Origin of the sequence: Canicola haemoglobinophilus (assembly GCF_002015075.1) — a bacterium.
GTDB classification, from domain to species: domain Bacteria; phylum Pseudomonadota; class Gammaproteobacteria; order Enterobacterales; family Pasteurellaceae; genus Canicola; species Canicola haemoglobinophilus.
The window spans coordinates 20601-37310 of record NZ_MUXZ01000009.1 but is presented as its reverse complement, the minus strand read 5'-3'; the positions used below and the strand labels follow the sequence as shown (position 1 = coordinate 37310).

The window sequence follows — 16710 nt, the reverse complement described above, 5'->3', positions numbered from 1 at the left end:
TACTCCTTAATAATCTACGTAGAGTGCGGCTTGTGGCTCTTTGAAGTTGACGCCACCAAATACCATGGTTAAACCTGATTGATAAGTTACCAAGTCTTTTTTGCCTGCACCAATCACTGTTGGCGATTTTGGTACATTCATTTCAACGTAGTTTTTATCATTACTGTAAATCAAGGCTCGGGTTTTGCTTGCTTTGGCAATTTTTGCGAAGTTAGATGGCAAGGCTTGGATTTTAATATCTTTGCCAGCAGCACCTTTGAGTTTTTCTTCTAGCCATTCAAGGGCGGATTTATCCGAATTTGGACGTTCTAACAACGCCAAGTGGGCTTTATCTGCACTGTCAATCGCAAAGGTATCAGGCACCGCAATGCGGTAGGTTTTTTCTACTGAGCGTAAGAAGATTTCTTCAAAGAATTTAACGGCTTCCGCATAATCCATTGCACTAATAGCTTTTTTGACTTTAGGCTCAAATACTTCAATGCCATCCGCATTTAACAAACCTTTTAAGCGAGTATCTAAGGCGTGACCTAAGAATGCTACTTTTTGCAAGGTTTGATGGGCGTTTTGGTTAAGGGCGTAAAGTTTTTCAGTATTAACTTGAACACCTAATACCGCCGCTTTTTTCAGTTCAAAATCGTGCCATTCAACCAATTTCATCCAAGTGACTAATGGCACTTTTTTGTGGTTGAAAGTTACACCAACCTGATCGAACACGCTAGTATTCATTGAGATTAAGCCGCTGTCTAAGTCCCCCGTAATATCTGCACTGAAACTTAAAATTTCATCGGCAAGTTCGCTCCCTTGTGAATTGATATGCACAAACTGCGGGAACACAATATCAGGGTATTTTGTGTGGTCGATGCCTGATTGCACCTCGGTCAATGCCGAACGTAAAATATTAATATGTGGCATATTATTTTATTCCTTTTGGTTATAAACGAGTGATTTCTGCAATGTTGCCCGCTACGGTAATCACAATGTAGTCGGTTTCAATGCAGTTGGTTGCGTCTTTGGCTTTTTGGATAGTACCCACTTCTTTAGAAGCGTTTGCTACAGCGACCACGTGAACTTTATCGCCACGTTTGAGGTCATCTACACCTTTAGCAATATCTACCCAAATGCTATCAGCAGTGCCAATGTGCATCACATCACAAAGCTGACCTTGTGGTGTTTCGTCTTTGATGATGTTACGCACCACCACACCAGCAAGGGTATCGGTTTTAGCTGATAAGGCTTTTACGCCTTTTTCAGATAACGCTACAAAGCGTCCTGCCACTAATGCAGTTTTGCCTTCGTTCATATAAGCGATGGCTTTCGAGTTAGCTAATCCGCCTTTGCCAATGTTGCCAGCGGTTGCTACTGCGGTATTAATTGCAAATGCCATTATTTTGCTCCTTGGTTGTAAGAGTTGAAATCAAAGCGTGGTGCAGGTTTTGCATCACCAATTAACACACGCCCTAGGTTTTGGTCTGCGAGTTTTTTCGCTGTGGCTTTCGCTGCCACATAAGCGCCTGCCATTTCCGCATCAGAAAGAGCTTTTGCTTCGTCTTCGCTAAAAATGCCTGTCGAAACTACCGCACTTTGCTGAATTTCACGTACCGTTGCTTTATCGGCAAAAGTAACATCAGCAAAATGTACCTTGGCATCTGCCAATAATGCGGTGCGTTTGTTTTCTTCTTCTGTGGATTTTTGAGCATCTTGCAACTGTTTAATTTGTGCTTTCAGTTGCTCGTTTTCTTGCACTAATGCAGCATCATTCACTTTGGTTTTCTCCTTTGTTTTTTTCTCTTCGTCCTCGTCTTTTTCAACGGGTTTTTCAGGTTTGGTTTCAGGTTTAGAGGGCTGTTTTTCGCCTTCTTCTTTCTTTTCTTCCTCTTCTACCTTTTGCTTTTGCTCATCTGATAACTTAATACCAAATACACTAAGCAAGGCATCAAGGAATTTCACGCTTTTACTCATAATGGATTTATCCTCATCGGCGAATTTAACAGTTGGCCCACATCGCCCTTTCGCCACAATAGCGACATGGTTGCCTATCATAGGCGACATTTCAAAATCAGCATCTTGAACTGTTGTGGTAACAATATCGCAATCATAACCACAGGAAAGCTCCTCAATGCCTTCATCTTGAATTAACTTAATGGCGTTGTCGTCATATACCCAAGCCTCAGCGGCTAAGGTATCTCCCACCCGTTTTACATTTCGCACCACGCCTACGGATAAATCTTTCCAGTTTTTTGCATTTACCCCTTGTTCTGGGTGTCCAATGGTTAAAGGCACACCCTCAAAACTGGCTAAAGTGCGGTCTGAAAAGAGAGAGTTTTCCGTACGAGCAACTTTTTTTACTGTGCTGTCTTGCAAGCCTAATTCGCTTGCGTGGTAGTCAAATACGCCCACTTTAGAAATGGTTGCTGGCACCACCAAATAGCCGTCTTTTGTTACCGCTCTTTGACTTGAGCCTTTGTCTGTGAATTGCATATTTTCTCCAATAAAAAACCTAGCTAAGAGCTAGGTTTGTAAAAATTGCTTTAGATTAAGAAATAATCTATACTATAAGCATAGCCATAAGTCGATAGGGCATAGGGACGTTTCGGACGTATGCGGATGCAAATTTTTAAGATTGGGAATTACGCACTATGTGAGATTTATGGCTTTGAATTTAATCAACTAGTTTTAATTCTCTTAGATGCTCAGCAATCTCTTTTCTTAACTGGACTTCATCAATTTCACCATTATGCAGATAAATTCCGTTAGGGTTGTAACACTCAGTGGCATAATAAATACTAATTTCTTTATTCTGCTCATCTTGCGTCGCCCCCTTGGTTCCACCATTCCATTTATCTAAATACAGTTCTTGGAATTCATTTACAGATATTTTCTTATTATGGAAATCTATGGCTAATTTTAATAGCTCAGTCATTATCCTAATCTCCCATTTTTGAGGTAATTTTTCCATTGGGGGTTGTGAACATTAATCCATTTGCATCATTTGCTCATAAGCATTACGCTTGCTCTCTCGCAAGGATTGTATTTCTGACTTCGTCAGGTGTTTTACGTGAGTTGAGGATAAATCGTGCTTCCAATAGTCATCTAAATATAATTTAGCTTTTTTTATAATCTCTTGTTGTTCATTTTCATTTATCTCATCATCAATAAACTCAAAAAGATAATTCAGCTCATCAAGAAAATTTAATACCTGAGCATCGTCTTGATACTTGCTGATTAATTTATATATCCAATCAATAAATAGCGATGTCAAAATGTAAAAAGAATGCTGCTCAGGATAAATAAACATTTCTTTTTCATAAAATGCTCTCTTTTCCTGAATATTATGCGGTAAATATTGAAATACACTCAATAAATCTTGTTCAGTTTTTATCTGAGTGAATATTTCTATAGCTTTAACAAATTCTTTCATTTTTAAGGTAACTCTTCCATTCTTATCCCTTTAATTCAGCTAAAGCCCCTCTCTCAATATCAAAAATTGCCTTTTGTTCAGGTGTTAGTTTATGTGGGTAATCTGTCCAAAAGTTAAATTTAGTTTTTTTATCGAAGGAGAAAACAAGAGGTCCAATTTCATCATCTCCATATTTCCACCAGATTTGCTCCCCTTCTTCTCTATGCCAATATACTTGATTATTTTGCATATCCTGTAGATCCTTTTTTCTGCTTATTTGTTGCGGTGTTTATATAACCTAAAATAGCTCTCATATCAGCTTTTACAGATTTGAAGCTACCCACTTGGTTGGCTAGGTTTGTAAAAATTGTTTGGCTTGTTGATATTTTATTTGTCGAGCTAAATCTTTTTCTGTCATTTTTGGCAAGCGACTTAAGTCCATATTATGCGTTAAATCTGCAATTTTAACTTTTCTCGCAATATCATTAGATTTTACTCTTAATAAATAATCTTGATAAACCTCGTTTTTTCGCTTAGTTATTGCATCAACAGCAGTTGCAATGATTTCCCCAAATAAAAATGAAATATCATCTAATGAAGTCTCGGTATCTTCTACACTATCATGTAACCAAGCTGTTGCAATTACTTCATCACTTTGGTCAGCAACTAAATTCGCAACAAATTGCAAGTGGTTAATATAAGGTTGCCCAGCTTTATCAAACTGGTTTGCGTGAGCTTTATAAGCAAATTGCTTAGCTTTAATAGATAACATCAATACACCTTAATGAAACTGACATTCATCGATTTTCTAACCCCTGTGCAAAATAGGAATTTTCTTTATCAAAAATCATTTTTTGTTCTGCTGTGAGCTTATGTGGATAGTCTGTCCAAAGATTAAATTCCTCTTTCTTATCAAAAGAGAAAATCATTTCCCCAATAACATCAGTATCTCGCTTCCACCAAACTTTGTCGGTTTCTTCGTGCTTTTCCCAAAAAATCATTTTGCACCACCTAAATTACCTTTTTTCTGCTTATTTGTTGCAGTGTTTAAATAACCTAAAATAGCTCTCATATCCGTTTTTATAGACTTAAAGCTATCTACTTCTGCAAGTTCCACTCTGGATTTGAAACCATATTTATCAGGTCTTATACTACATCCAAATCGTTTTTGCAAACCCTTAACAACAGTTCCATATTCTTTTGCGAAGGATTTCCAACCATTACCTTTTGTTAATTGCATCTCAAGATATTCTAGCCCATTTTCAGTCTTACGAACAATAGCAGCGTGCTTACCAGCACCTAAGATATATTCTTTCCCTAAAACAAGTTCTTTTTCAAGGAGAGTTGCGACATCTTTTGCCTCTCTAACAACCTCAAAAACCGCAGATTTGACCCCTTGAGTAGTAACAAGTTTTCTAAAATTCAATGCATTAGAAAAGAATGAACGACTTTCACCATCTCTATAATCGGTAACATCTAACCCTAATCTATTACCAATATAAGCTAACGCAAGAGAAGCACAAGAACCTTTTGTTTCATCTCCACCTGCTAGTTTTTGAATAATTTCCGAGCCTGATAGCTGTTTTTTTAGCAGTTGAACAGGTTTTACTTCCACTTTTCGCTCTTTTAATCCCGCCATCAACCCTTTTGTGCTATCAGCAATAGATGGAGATTTTTCTAATACTTGTTGTTCCATTGAGGATAGCATATCCCACTTACCAACCTGTTTATTCTCTCGCTCTGCCTTTTCATCCAACACCGGTATCTGCACACACCGACAGTTAATTTCATGCCCTGGATGTCCTGTTTCAGGCGGATCGTCATAACTAAAAATCTTGCCGTCATTTTCTGCGTGACTGGTTCTCACTCGCTCATCGCCTGATGTACTCCAACGGTATTTCTTAATACCAACATCTTGATAGCGAACTTGGGTGAGGGTAGCGTTGAGTTTTGATGACTGATCACGAGCAATTAATCTTGCTCTGCTTTCCGTTACATTGCCAATTTGTCTAATTTCTTTAGCTAAATCCGCATTGAGCTTACCCGTCATAACTGATTGGGTTACTGCGGTTTGCACTTTGTCTAAATACTGATTGCTAATGGATTTAATTAGCTGTGTGTTAGCTGTGGTGAGCAAATTTACCTTTTCCAGTAGGGCAGGGCTATTGCCTAGAAAACCTTGCAAATCTACGCCTGTTTGACGCTGTAAATTCGCAGTAACTTCTCGTGTGTTTTGTTGATTACCACGTTTTACAAACTCTTGAGCAAGATTTTCAGCCGTTAAAGAGCGGTCATTTTCCGCTAATTTTTTGACAACGGCTAAAAATCGTTGAGTGTCAAAAACCTTGAAACCATTGTCGCTATCCATTAAAAAAGGGGATTGCGGTTGTTGCAATGCCCCTTCTACTTGCTTTCTTAATGCCCCGACTAAACCGAGCAACTGGCGACTATACCAAAATTCCGTCTGTTTACTCGTTTTGTTCGGTTTGAACTTGCGTATCTTCGGTTTGTTCTTCTGGTTCTTCCAAATCTCGGGTAAGTTCATCAACATTCGCTTGTTCCTCTAACTTGGCAATATCTTCCGCAGAAATTGAGGCAAATAAACCGCTCTCTTTCAGCTCATTTGCCACTTGAATTTCCGTTAATACGCCACCTTGCACTAATGCCATTGATGCGGTAGCAAAAGTGCCTAGCATCGTAATTTGTTGCTCTTGTTTTAACTCTTGTAATGGTAAAAACTCAAACCACCAATCTTGTGGCATTCCACCAAATGCCATTTGGCAGAGTAACGGGTCTAAGCGTTCTAATGCAGGGCGTAAGCGTGCTTCTTGTAGGCGATGAATGCTTTCGTGGTAGTTTTGGATATCTTCTTCGCCACTAGCAAAACCTGCCGCACTTTGCCCGAATAAAATCGTTACTGGCATATCTGCCGCACCTGCTACCGCATTGCGAAACTCAATCAACAAATCACGCAAGCCACCAAAGGCAAGTTCTTTTTGTTCATATTCGTTTTCGATATCCAACAATAAGCTATTAGTTGCGGATTTAATCGACTGCACCGAAGAAATCACTTTTGCCACATCATCTTCAAAGCCTGCGGCGATTTTGTCGGAAAGTCCTGCAATTTTGAACACATCGACTTTGCTCTCGAAAATCAAGTCGCCAATATTGGTACTTGCACCATCAAAGCGTTTAAGTGCGGTTAAAACTGGCTCTAAATCAGAAAGCCCCCATATCGTATCTTCCGACAAGGGGGCTTCTTTGGCATTGATGATAATCAGTCGGCTGTGATGAATATTAACCGAGTCTTGATTGCCACTAATTTGATACTCGGTATATTTGCCGAAATTATCCGATAAGATGTTTTCATCTCGCTGACCACTCAAGCCGATTTTCGATTTTGGCAAAATCACTAACCGCTTGAGTTGTTCGGTTGGTTGCAAGGGTGCAGAGAGATTGAATTTATCTGTCACAATCAACACGCCAACCGAGCCATACAAACTCGCCCAAGATAAGGCTTTGGTAAGTGTTTCTTTGAGCTTGAGTGAACGTTCTAATTTCTCAAAGGCTTCTAATTGCTCTGCGTCTAAATCATTGGAATAAACCACACGCCAACGTCTTGTCATATCTTGAGGGCGTTTAATGCAGATTTTTTCTGCTACCCAGTTATCCGTCCAGAGTGTATCAAGCTGTTGAGTATCTCGGGTGATCATTTCACCACGCTGATAGCTCGTTGCTTGCTGTTTAAACCCTAATTTAAGAGCAAAGGAACGTAAATCATCTAAAATTTTCATACATTAACAGTCCAGTAGGGATTTTGACTTACCAAGTAAATCAGAAATAGCCATAACTAAAGCATCTACTTGATCATCATGCTTATGACTATCTGTTGCGGTAAATGCCTCACATTCAGCGATAAAATCAGCTACCCATGGAGCATTTTCAGGCAAGCAAACATAGCCACTTTCGATATAACCTTGCACACCAAGCACTCTAGTATATTTATCGCTATCAACCTGAACAGGGCTGATAGGAATGCGACTATTTCGTCTGATGTTCTGAATTAAACTTGTGCCACTCGATTTATCTTCTATGTTTGCCTTTGTTAGCACACCAGTTTCACGAATAGCAGAGTGTTTAGCCCACACATCTTTTAGCGTGCGTTCTAAATCAGGTGCTTCCCATTTACCACGAATTAAATCGAGAATATAAACCTTGCCATCATTACCTTTACCAGCAACTAAGAAAACAGAGTAGTCGTTATGCTCTTTGGTTTTTTGTGCAGTATCCGCATAAATTGCCTTAATTCGAATAATTGGAGGGATTTTATAGCGTGCAAACCAATCGCCTTTAATTAAACCACCACCTTTTAAGGTAGGGCGTTGTTGATAAAGTGCGGTCCATGTGTGCGAACCTACCGCATTTTTGATTTTCATGAGTCGTTCTAAATCAAAACGCTCAGGGTGCAATGGCTCACCTTCTTTTCGATATTCCTCATCTTGCTCTGCGATTGCTGGAAATGAAATAACACGCCATTGATCACCGCCATTTTCCATTTCTTGCAACAATCGCCCAGCTAAATCATCTTCGTGCCATCGGGTCATACCTAATAACACACCGCTTTTAGGTGATAAGCGAGTATAAAGGGTAGTGGTGTACCAATCCCACACGCTATCTCTTACCGTTTGAGAATTAGCTTCTTTGGCATCTTTAACGGGGTCGTCAATGATGGCAATATCTGCCCCCATCCCTGTAATACCACCACCCACACCAGCAGAACGATAAGCACCTTTGTGTCCTGTAATCTCAAAAATCTCACTGTTTCTAAGTGCTTGACCTGAAATTTTTGCAATTCGTTTATTATTTAACGAGGATTGAGGAAAAATATCGAGGTAACTTTCATCATCCATAATCCGTTGCACATCTCGGTTCATTCTGCTAGCTAAATCAGCAGAATAAGAACAAGCAATCATCTGTAAATCAGGATTTTTGCCAAATGCCCATGCTGGAAAGCGACGACTAAATAATTCACTTTTACCACTTCGAGGAGGGGCAAAAATCATTAAGCGAGGCTGTTTGCCGTCAACAACATCTTGATAGAATTGTTGTAGCTCACGAGCAATAATTTTGTTAAACCAGCCTGTAATGAAATCGGGGTTGGTTTGTGTAGTGAAATCAATCAAATTTCTACGAGCTAACTCATTACTAAGGTTGCTTTCGCTTAAGCTCTCTAAGAAGTCTAAGTTCATCATCTGAATACACCGAAAGATCGATTTCTTTTTTCATTTCAATTTTTACCGCACTTCCATCTACACCTGAAATTTCTTGAGTGACTTTATCGCCATATTTTTTAGGAGCAACTTTAGTAATGTACCACTTGCGGCTATCCACTCTTAATTTAGCAATTTGTACGTCTTCAGGCGTAGCACAATCGGCAATATCTAAAATTTCATCAAGCAAAAAATCTGCTTGGCTCTCGCGTGCGCGCACGTACTGCTCCGAAAATTGATCATTTTCTTGCAACCATAGATAAATTGTAGATTGAGCAGGCATACCTGGTCGCTCACAAATCTTGCGTAAACTCTCTCCTTGGGAAAGCAACATACAAATATCATCTGCAACTTCTTGCATATAAGATGATGGTCGCCCTGTTTTCTTTTTATTGTTCTCACCACGCCCCTTAGACGTGGATTTAACCTCGTCTTTCTTTGGCATTGTGGTTAATCCTTTTTACTTTAAAGCATTTAATAAATTTGCAATCGCATTTACAAGTTTAGGGGAAACGAAAGCCAAAATAGGCAACGTTACCGCAAGGCTTATTTGCCATAAACCATATTCCATAAGTATCTCCTTGATGGTTACGGTTAAAAATGTAATAATTTCCACATCTCGTTCCTTCTTGTATAGGAAGTTGGAATGAAAAACCCTAAACACCGCAAATGTTTAAGGTTTATTTTTTACCTCTCAATGCTGTGCATTCTCAATCCGCCATTCTCGAATTTTATCAATCTGACTTGCACATAAATCTCTTTCAGCCATGACCTTAATTAAATGCTCAATAGCATCACCATAGGTCCTACCACTAAAATCTGACCGCTCACAAGGGATTGTGTAGGCTTGTGGTGGGAATAAATACTGCGTTTTAACCTGGCTACTGCAACTGCTCAATGACACCGCTAGGCAAGTCAGTGTTAGCACATTGATTGTCTTTAAAGATAACTCTAACTTTCTCACGCTTGCTCTCCGCTTGGCTTTTGAATTGATTTGCCAGTTCTCGCTGTTGTTCAATAGCTTTTTGCTCTGCGATAAGCTGATTGTTCAATTGTTCATTCGTTTTGTTCAATTGCTCAATAGTTTGGGCTTGAGCTTGGTTCGTAGCCTGTAAGCTACTTATCATCTGAGACTGTCGCCACGACCATACCCCCAAGCCCAAAATCACCGTTAGCAATACAATAATTATTCTATGCGACACGGATAAACCAACAGTCCTAAAAATAGAAACCATCCCCATGGTCCACCTCCTTTTATTGCCATATAACCTGCAAATGCGAATAAACAGACACTCGGTAAATAATTCATCTTATCCCCTTAAGGCATAATGACCGCTCTTTCTCACGTCTGATTTCAAGACCTCGTAATTTACGACCGCTTGAATAAACCCATTTAGATAATTCATTACAAGCTCCAACATAATCACCTTTGCGGATTTTGCGAAACATAGTGGATTTACTCGTAGCACCACAACCCACATTAAAAGTTAGTGATGTAGCTGCATCAAATACACCTTGCGGAATGTAATAGCCCTTTGCATATTGATTAACGCAACGCTCCGCAATCTTAATATCGTTCTTCCAACGTTCTGCAATTTCTAAATCTGAATAACGTTTATTAGGATTAATGAGTTCTCCGCTATATTCGGTCGACCCAATACCAACGGTTAAAACATCAGCAGGGCAAATATAAGGATCACGTCTGCAACCTTCGGCATTGCCAATAATTTCTAACCCTTTTTCACTTGTACGAAATTCATTACCAAACTGGTGCTGCATCAAGCCAATAATGGCAACAACAGAACATACACCAATGCCATATTTACCCGCTGTTTTTAATCGGCTCATCTCGCAACCCTCTTTGTAATTGTTGTTTTTTCAACTCACCCAACTCTCTAAGCTGTTGCATTTCAAGTCGGTGTTTTTCCTCTTCCCTTTCTTCTTGGCGGAGTTTGATTTTTCTTTCTTTGAATTTTGAATACATATTCACAAGAGCGGTTAAAATCCCCAATGCCAAACTAATCAACATTAGATTTTGCTGATCACCAAGCCATGCAAGCCAACCAGTTAAACCATTCCATAAATAACTTTGTGTAGCCGAATCTCTCATAATATTACTCATACATCACCTCGCTTTTTTGAGGTAATAAAAAGCCCCAAGCATTTCTGCTCAGGGCTGTGAAAATTCATTCGGTGAACATCACTTATACGATGTCCAGCATTACGGATATATTATATGAATTCACCACCAAATTCAATACCTTTTTACAAGTTAAAAGCATATTTTTGCAATTTAGCGACATCTTTGTGATTTTTAATAGCAAGATCGAGAAACTTAGCAACAACCCATTCTGAGTCTTTTATACTTTCTGTAACTCGCTTATACCAACCATTTCGAGAAATTGATTTATCCTTTTGCCACTGATACTTCGCAATCGCATACACCGACAACCCATACACATATTTAGCTTCGAGATACTTAAAATCCTGCGGGCAAGGATTTTTAATACAATAACCAATCACCGAGCTAATCACCAAGCCCAAATCATCATCGCACATCTCACGCACAGGCACAGTAATACGATTTGGATCGGCTTTCATCATCAGCTTAGCTAACATATTCATACGACTATCAAAATCCAACCCACTAAACGCCCAAGCACCCCAAAGGTTCAGCAAGTTCTCAATCCATTCCTGTTTTGGCTCTTCTAACAATCTATCTGCCATCCTGCAACTCCCTCACCTTCGCCTTATAAACCTTAATTAACGCCTTGATCTCATCAACTGAGAGCTTTAATGGCGGATGATCTTTTCTATCCAAGCGTTCAACTTCTGCCTCGCCAATTTTTCTGATCAAATTGAGACGATATTCCGTCAAATTACCGCTTTTATAATTGTTACAAACAGAACATTGCTTATGGACGTTCATCTCATCAAACCTCAATTCAGGGCAAGCACCAACACTACGATAATGCCCAGCGTGCCATTGCCCTTGGTGATAGCGACCGCATGAAATACAAGGTAAATCCTTATCTCGCAAGCGGATAAACTGATTAAAAACCTTCTGCAAATCCGCTAACCATTCAGCACGACTTTTTAACCGCTCTTTAACCGCCTTAATTCGTGCCTTATCCTCTTTCTCACGTTTTAACCTTGCTTTCTCCCTTTCCTTATCCACTTTTATTTTCGCCAAAGCAACACCACACTCTGCTGAACACCATTGCACATTGCTAAAATTCGTCTTGAATTTATTTCCACAAATCTTGCATTTCCGATTAAACGGCTTATTTCGCCCAAAACTCATCTCACCCCCAATGTAAAAACATATCAACTGCAATTCAAAACAAACTTTAATAAATTTTATGTTGTGTATTTTTCTCTTTTTGAATAAATAACTCTTGCATTGTGTGTATTTTGTGTGTATAATCATTCCCAGATTAAGACAACAGGAGAAATAAATGACCTCAAGTGACTTAATCAAGGAGCTCAAAGCTAATGGTTGTTATCTCAAGCGAATGGGTAAAGGTGATCACCAAATCTGGTACTCACCGAAAACAGGGAAAACTTTCCCAGTTCCTCACCCGAAAAAAGAGTTAGCAATCGGAACTTTGAAATCCATCAAAAAATCGGCGGGGCTTTAAGCGCCGCCGAGCTTAAAAGGAGCTATTTATGTTATTTACTATCGGCGTTGATATGCCTACCGATGAAAACACAGCGATTGGTTTATATGTGCCAGCCCTTTCTAACGACTTGTATAATTGCATCAGTGCAGCCGATGAGGTCAAAGATATTTTGCCTATGGTGACGGATGCTATTCATTTAGTTTTAGAAGATATGGCAGAAACAGGTTTTGATTTTTCCCAAATCAAAGATCTTGGTTTTGCTGAATATCAAAAACAAGAAGACTATGCACATTGCCAATCGTGGTTATTAGTTGATATTGATGTATCGAATTTCTTTGGTAAGAAACAGCGGATCAATATCAGCATTCCGCAATACTTGTTAAATAACATTGACAATCGTGTTGCCAATAATTCGCTCTATCGTGACCGCAGTCACTTCCTTGCTGTAGCTGCACAAAAAGAACTTTTTGCTAGCACCTACGCAGGAATGGAAAGAGTCTAACTCCCCCTACGCCTAACAGCTCCCCTGTTAGCGTAAGAATTTCCCCAAAACAGACCGCACTTAGTGCGGTTTTTAACGTCCCCAAACTCCATACTTATCATTAAAATGGACGCCGTTCTCAACGCCCCAAGCGGTTATATATTCAATTAGGCTTGCCATACGCTTTACGCCCATTTGAGCCGTACTCTCACGCAAGTTAATTACTTCACCTTCAAGCCCAATCGCCATTTCTGCTTGTCCACCCTTTGCAATTTTATGAGCTGATACAAAAATCGTTTTCCATGTATCAATATCTCGTTTTTTGCCCTGAAATTCGCACTGGTTGGCAATATCAGACAACATTGCGTGCAACTTGGCATTTTGTTCAAGTGAACGAGTAAGTGGCTGTATTTTGACGACAAGCGGTTTTTCGTTATTTGTCGGTAATTGAGCAATCACATTCTGGCAATTCGCCTTGATTTGCTCAGAGCGAAGGAAGAATTGATGTTTATTCGTCATCTTCCCGATACTCCACGCCAAAATCCTCTAACCCAAAATAACCACAAGATTTCGTGCAGTTGTACCACGCAATACGATTTCCTTTCCCGTCCGTAAACACATCGTCTTTTGCTTCAATTAAATGCCCTTCACAACGAAAACGGTCATCGCTCCATTCGCCCACAAACGCACTCACAGGCTCACCGTCCCAACAATCTGATAATTCACCACCGCACTTAGGGCATTTAGTCGGGATTTGATAATTACTCATCATCTTGCGGTATATCCTCACATTTCACCCAATAGCCTTCAAAATCATACAGCCACACCGTGCCATCGTTGCATAATGCGGTTAATTCCCCTCTTGCCGTGGTAATTTGAATGATTTTTCGCTTATTCTGTTCTTGAAATTGGTTCATTCCCCACACTCTCTCACAAAATCCAAGCTCACCTGACGAGTCACAAACCCTCGCATAAACGGATCGAACACCGCCACCATTGAGCCTTTGTTATTACCTTTCACCTCTTCGCCTGTTACTGGGTGAATGAAGTTGATACGCCCACCGATAATGTCGATCACTTCCGTGGCATTATCTTGGATTACCTTGTACCACTTGGTTGATTTATCCGCTGGTAACAACATCACAACTAAATGACCTGCTTTCATCAGCTCCGCTGCACGCTGCACAAATGGCAAAGGGTTGCTGTAAGGTGGATTGACGAAAATACGTAATAGGTCCGCTTGATCAACCACTTCATCAATCAAGCGTTCAAGTAAATCATCTGCCAGAAAATCTTCTGCAATGTGACTACCTTTGCCAATCCAACGATGGCACATGGCATCATGTTCATTCGCACAGCCGTCTAAATGGAACCAGTAAAACAAGCGTTCTAGCCATTTAAAAACATAACTTGGCGTGCGGTAAGCGTCTTTGTCAAAATTCATCAAAAATCCCCCTTCGGATAACTTTTCTGCTTAGGTGCTGGCTTACCTATCATGGCTCTACGTTCAGCATCTTGTTGGTCACAATTAAACATTGCACCAAAACGTTGATCGGCATAAACCACACCTGTTCCACCATGACGATTTAACCGTACAATCACTTCGGTAAGTTGCTTGTCTGCATCGGAGTTATAAACACTTTCTTTGTATAACCCGAACCAATAATCACAATCTTGCTCTATTTGACCTGTATCACGACTATCACTTGGCTGTGGGCGTTTATCCGCACGATTTTCAAGATTTCGATTAAGCTGAGTAAGCAACAAGACTACGCAATCCATTTCACGAGCAAGTGCTTTTAATTCCTTAGTGATTTTCCCGTAAGCTAAATCGTTACGCTCTGCATCTTCCGCTTTCATCAAGGTCAAATAATCCACCCCAATTAAACCAATCTCGCCACGCTCACGTTTAATACGACGACATTCATTGCGAATATGTGCCATTGACACGTTAGGCGTATCATCGATATACAACAAATCATCTTGCACTAATTGACCCATAGCGCTTGTGACCTTGCCGAATAACTGCTGTGTCGTCATGTTATATTGCGCAAGTTCTTTGTCGCTGAGATAAAACACATCAGTGTTGACATTAGTGGTCTGCCCTAACATACGCTCAAAAATTTGTGTTGCAGACATCTCAAGGCTAAACAGCAAGGCTGTTTTTTTCTCACGCATAACGCAATTGCCCGCAATCAACGAATAAAACGCGGTTTTCCCTGCCTTTGGTCTTGCGCCTACCACAGCTAAAGACTGTTTAACCAATAATTTTTTACCCAACAAATCATCAAGTGCGGTCAATCCTGTGGATAATCCACGCACTAATTCAGGCTCATTGCGACGTAACTCAAATTCATTCAGCCACTCATTGCCCACCTCACGAGATGAACGTAACCCAGCAGATTTTCCAGTGCGTCCATAGTCAGCAATTTCCGCCATTAAACGACTGATAGCATCGATGCGTTCTGTGGCAGATAAGTTACTTTGCGCAAACATCAACGCCTCACAATCCTGTAATTTTTTAATCGCAAAACGCTTAATCGCGGCATCTCGCACCAGGGCTGCATAGGCTAAAATATTGGCTGCGCTTGGTGTATTGTTGGCAAGCTCTGCAAGGTAAGCAAAACCGCCTAATTGCTCTGCATTGCCTGTTGCTGTCAAGCGACTATCCATGGTCATCAAATCAATAGGCTGATTATTTTTTGCCAGAAACAACATCTCAGAAAAAATCTTGCCATGCTCGAAGGTATAAAAACTTTCAGGTTTCAACATCGAAAAAACTTTTGCAGCACGCTCACTTGTACTATCCAACATCAAGCCACCCAGTACCGCTTGTTCCGCATCAACATTGTTCGGGATAATTTTTGCTAACGTCATCACAATGCTTCCTCACGTACTTTCACGACGGTTTCACCACGAATAGCCCAATCAAAATTAGCTCTCCAACCGCGTTCACCTTCGCCAACATGAAACGGGCGCAAAAGCTCAAATAACCGCTCAAAATAATTCACTGCACATTCCAGCGTTGGCTTGCTCAAGTGCTCAGTGAGTAATTTTTTCATGGCTCGCTTTCGTTTTTCCGTCAAGGATTGAGCATAAGGCAACCGACCACCCGTCTCGCTATTCGCTTGGTTGTAAGCATCCATCACAGCTTGATAATCGATTTTGATTGGGGATTTTTTGCCATGAGATTTTTTATCCAAGACCAAGACTGAATTTTCAGGAGATTGATTTTGTGTCTGAACTTGAATTTCTTCAGAAACGTCAAAATTCTCGACTTGTTCCTCAGGCAAAACATCGGCTTTTGCCGATTTTTTTATTAATTCATCGCTAGATGAATTAATATTTTTTATGTTATGTAATCTAGTGTTGTAATCTAGTGTATTAACGAATGTACTTTTCGGGCTGTCTCCAATGTCCCTTTCGGGCATTGGGGAATGTTCATCTTGTTCATTCGCCAATGTAGCTAAAAGTTCATCAAGTTTTTCCATATCAATCTTGAAATAAATGCGATGTTCAAGACGTTTATGCGTTTCAATTAATACGCCACGTTCACGCAGCTTTCTACGTGCTGTCTCCTGTTCTTTACGAGTTAGCCCAGTTTCTTCTTCAAGCTCTGCTTGCGTTTTATAAACGCCTAGCGCTTCGTTTTCCGCTTTATCTTGCCAATAAAAAATCTGCTCAAAGAAAATTTCTGCGGTTACACCGCCAAATAATTTAGCTAGCTTTGGTCTATATGCGATAGATCGACCTGTTTGTTTTAAAAGTTCACTTGCCTTCATCAAAAATCTCCTTATCGAGCTTTGCTAACCTTGCGTATAAAACACGTTCTATATAATCTTGGATTAATACATCAATTCGTACAGGTCGATTAAATCGCCCATTCTGCGATTGACTTTGTTTTTCATTAAGATTAATATTCATAGCGATTTTTCCTTA

At 40.0% G+C, this 16710-nt stretch carries 28 protein-coding genes; 2 read left to right on the top strand and 26 right to left on the bottom strand.

The annotated features are described in order from the left end of the window. Positions 1 to 6: 6 nt before the first annotated feature. The 19 genes from B0186_RS04180 to B0186_RS04095 all read right to left on the bottom strand — a co-directional run bounded on the left by B0186_RS04180 (position 7) and on the right by B0186_RS04095 (position 11971). Complete coding sequence (locus B0186_RS04180; protein ID WP_078218141.1) at positions 7 to 912, bottom strand: major capsid family protein; 906 nt, start codon at positions 910 to 912, stop codon at positions 7 to 9. A gap of 19 nt (positions 913 to 931) precedes the next feature. Continuing rightward, complete coding sequence (locus B0186_RS04175) at positions 932 to 1384, bottom strand: structural cement protein Gp24 (protein WP_078218140.1); 453 nt, start codon at positions 1382 to 1384, stop codon at positions 932 to 934. Then, on the bottom strand, positions 1384 to 2478 hold the full coding sequence (locus tag B0186_RS04170) for a DUF2213 domain-containing protein (protein ID WP_078218139.1): 1095 nt from the start codon (positions 2476 to 2478) through the stop codon (positions 1384 to 1386). The genes B0186_RS04175 and B0186_RS04170 overlap by 1 nt, the downstream gene beginning before the upstream one ends. A 181-nt stretch (positions 2479 to 2659) precedes the next feature. Next, complete coding sequence (locus tag B0186_RS04165) at positions 2660 to 2920, bottom strand: colicin immunity domain-containing protein (RefSeq protein WP_158077956.1); 261 nt, start codon at positions 2918 to 2920, stop codon at positions 2660 to 2662. A gap of 51 nt (positions 2921 to 2971) precedes the next feature. Further along, complete coding sequence (locus tag B0186_RS11625; protein ID WP_078218137.1) at positions 2972 to 3418, bottom strand: hypothetical protein; 447 nt, start codon at positions 3416 to 3418, stop codon at positions 2972 to 2974. Between the two features lie 22 nt (positions 3419 to 3440). Then, positions 3441 to 3647, bottom strand: a complete 207-nt coding sequence (locus B0186_RS04155) for a DUF7675 family protein (protein ID WP_078218136.1) — start codon at positions 3645 to 3647, stop codon at positions 3441 to 3443. A 102-nt stretch (positions 3648 to 3749) separates the two neighbouring features. Further along, the gene (locus B0186_RS04150; protein WP_078218135.1) at positions 3750 to 4169 is read right to left on the bottom strand and encodes an HD domain-containing protein; all 420 of its coding nucleotides are present in this window, start codon (positions 4167 to 4169) and stop codon (positions 3750 to 3752) included. A 25-nt stretch (positions 4170 to 4194) separates the two neighbouring features. Beyond that, on the bottom strand, positions 4195 to 4398 hold the full coding sequence (locus B0186_RS04145) for a DUF7675 family protein (protein ID WP_078218134.1): 204 nt from the start codon (positions 4396 to 4398) through the stop codon (positions 4195 to 4197). Beyond that, the gene (locus tag B0186_RS04140; protein WP_174893307.1) at positions 4395 to 5948 is read right to left on the bottom strand and encodes a phage head morphogenesis protein; all 1554 of its coding nucleotides are present in this window, start codon (positions 5946 to 5948) and stop codon (positions 4395 to 4397) included. Before B0186_RS04140 ends, B0186_RS04145 begins: the two co-directional genes overlap by 4 nt. After that, positions 5866 to 7191 carry an anti-CBASS protein Acb1 family protein gene (locus B0186_RS04135; RefSeq protein WP_078218132.1) on the bottom strand — a complete coding sequence of 442 codons (1326 nt, stop codon included), beginning with the start codon at positions 7189 to 7191 and terminating at the stop codon, positions 5866 to 5868. The genes B0186_RS04140 and B0186_RS04135 overlap by 83 nt, the downstream gene beginning before the upstream one ends. A 3-nt stretch (positions 7192 to 7194) precedes the next feature. Further along, positions 7195 to 8649, bottom strand: a complete 1455-nt coding sequence (terL, locus tag B0186_RS04130) for a phage terminase large subunit (protein WP_235817170.1) — start codon at positions 8647 to 8649, stop codon at positions 7195 to 7197. Next, positions 8603 to 9112 carry a terminase small subunit-like protein gene (locus tag B0186_RS04125; protein WP_078218131.1) on the bottom strand — a complete coding sequence of 170 codons (510 nt, stop codon included), beginning with the start codon at positions 9110 to 9112 and terminating at the stop codon, positions 8603 to 8605. The genes terL and B0186_RS04125 overlap by 47 nt, the downstream gene beginning before the upstream one ends. Positions 9113 to 9127: 15 nt before the next feature. Continuing rightward, positions 9128 to 9283: a hypothetical protein gene (locus B0186_RS11775; protein ID WP_169832917.1), complete on the bottom strand. Its 156-nt coding sequence runs from the start codon at positions 9281 to 9283 to the stop codon at positions 9128 to 9130. 78 nt (positions 9284 to 9361) lie between these two features. Beyond that, positions 9362 to 9565 (bottom strand): Rz1-like lysis system protein LysC, encoded by a 204-nt coding sequence (lysC, locus tag B0186_RS04120; RefSeq protein ID WP_078218130.1) that lies wholly within the window; start codon positions 9563 to 9565, stop codon positions 9362 to 9364. Continuing rightward, the gene (locus B0186_RS04115; protein WP_078218129.1) at positions 9549 to 9908 is read right to left on the bottom strand and encodes a DUF2570 family protein; all 360 of its coding nucleotides are present in this window, start codon (positions 9906 to 9908) and stop codon (positions 9549 to 9551) included. The genes lysC and B0186_RS04115 overlap by 17 nt, the downstream gene beginning before the upstream one ends. Positions 9909 to 9972: 64 nt before the next feature. After that, positions 9973 to 10515: a lysozyme gene (locus B0186_RS04110; RefSeq protein WP_078218128.1), complete on the bottom strand. Its 543-nt coding sequence runs from the start codon at positions 10513 to 10515 to the stop codon at positions 9973 to 9975. After that, entirely contained in the window at positions 10490 to 10789 is a 300-nt protein-coding gene (locus B0186_RS04105; protein ID WP_328587425.1) for a hypothetical protein, read from the bottom strand. Before B0186_RS04105 ends, B0186_RS04110 begins: the two co-directional genes overlap by 26 nt. 143 nt (positions 10790 to 10932) lie before the next feature. Further along, a complete protein-coding gene (locus B0186_RS04100) occupies positions 10933 to 11394 on the bottom strand; it encodes an antiterminator Q family protein (RefSeq protein WP_078218127.1) in 462 nt (153 codons plus the stop codon). Beyond that, positions 11384 to 11971, bottom strand: coding sequence for a recombination protein NinG (locus tag B0186_RS04095; protein ID WP_078218126.1), 588 nt, complete (start codon positions 11969 to 11971; stop codon positions 11384 to 11386). Before B0186_RS04095 ends, B0186_RS04100 begins: the two co-directional genes overlap by 11 nt. A gap of 154 nt (positions 11972 to 12125) precedes the next feature. On the opposite strand from B0186_RS04095, the gene B0186_RS04090 reads away from it, so the two are divergent. Together B0186_RS04090 and B0186_RS04085 are read left to right on the top strand one after the other, a co-directional pair. Beyond that, on the top strand, positions 12126 to 12308 hold the full coding sequence (locus tag B0186_RS04090; protein WP_078218125.1) for a type II toxin-antitoxin system HicA family toxin: 183 nt from the start codon (positions 12126 to 12128) through the stop codon (positions 12306 to 12308). A 28-nt stretch (positions 12309 to 12336) separates the two neighbouring features. Beyond that, entirely contained in the window at positions 12337 to 12792 is a 456-nt protein-coding gene (locus tag B0186_RS04085) for a type II toxin-antitoxin system HicB family antitoxin (protein WP_078218124.1), read from the top strand. A gap of 72 nt (positions 12793 to 12864) precedes the next feature. On the opposite strand, the gene B0186_RS04080 is transcribed toward B0186_RS04085, so the two are convergent. The 7 genes from B0186_RS04080 to B0186_RS11615 are packed head-to-tail and all read right to left on the bottom strand — an operon-like array spanning position 12865 to position 16695. Next, the gene (locus tag B0186_RS04080; RefSeq protein ID WP_078218123.1) at positions 12865 to 13290 is read right to left on the bottom strand and encodes a recombination protein NinB; all 426 of its coding nucleotides are present in this window, start codon (positions 13288 to 13290) and stop codon (positions 12865 to 12867) included. Next, positions 13280 to 13540 carry a hypothetical protein gene (locus tag B0186_RS04075; RefSeq protein ID WP_115252446.1) on the bottom strand — a complete coding sequence of 87 codons (261 nt, stop codon included), beginning with the start codon at positions 13538 to 13540 and terminating at the stop codon, positions 13280 to 13282. The genes B0186_RS04080 and B0186_RS04075 overlap by 11 nt, the downstream gene beginning before the upstream one ends. Continuing rightward, positions 13533 to 13688, bottom strand: coding sequence for a hypothetical protein (locus B0186_RS11620; protein ID WP_158077955.1), 156 nt, complete (start codon positions 13686 to 13688; stop codon positions 13533 to 13535). Before B0186_RS11620 ends, B0186_RS04075 begins: the two co-directional genes overlap by 8 nt. After that, positions 13685 to 14215, bottom strand: coding sequence for a phage N-6-adenine-methyltransferase (locus B0186_RS04070; protein WP_078218121.1), 531 nt, complete (start codon positions 14213 to 14215; stop codon positions 13685 to 13687). The genes B0186_RS11620 and B0186_RS04070 overlap by 4 nt, the downstream gene beginning before the upstream one ends. Continuing rightward, complete coding sequence (locus tag B0186_RS04065; protein ID WP_078218120.1) at positions 14215 to 15648, bottom strand: replicative DNA helicase; 1434 nt, start codon at positions 15646 to 15648, stop codon at positions 14215 to 14217. Before B0186_RS04065 ends, B0186_RS04070 begins: the two co-directional genes overlap by 1 nt. Next, positions 15648 to 16553, bottom strand: coding sequence for a DNA replication protein (locus B0186_RS04060; RefSeq protein ID WP_078218119.1), 906 nt, complete (start codon positions 16551 to 16553; stop codon positions 15648 to 15650). Before B0186_RS04060 ends, B0186_RS04065 begins: the two co-directional genes overlap by 1 nt. Continuing rightward, the gene (locus B0186_RS11615) at positions 16540 to 16695 is read right to left on the bottom strand and encodes a hypothetical protein (RefSeq protein ID WP_158077954.1); all 156 of its coding nucleotides are present in this window, start codon (positions 16693 to 16695) and stop codon (positions 16540 to 16542) included. Before B0186_RS11615 ends, B0186_RS04060 begins: the two co-directional genes overlap by 14 nt. Positions 16696 to 16710 lie beyond the last annotated feature (15 nt).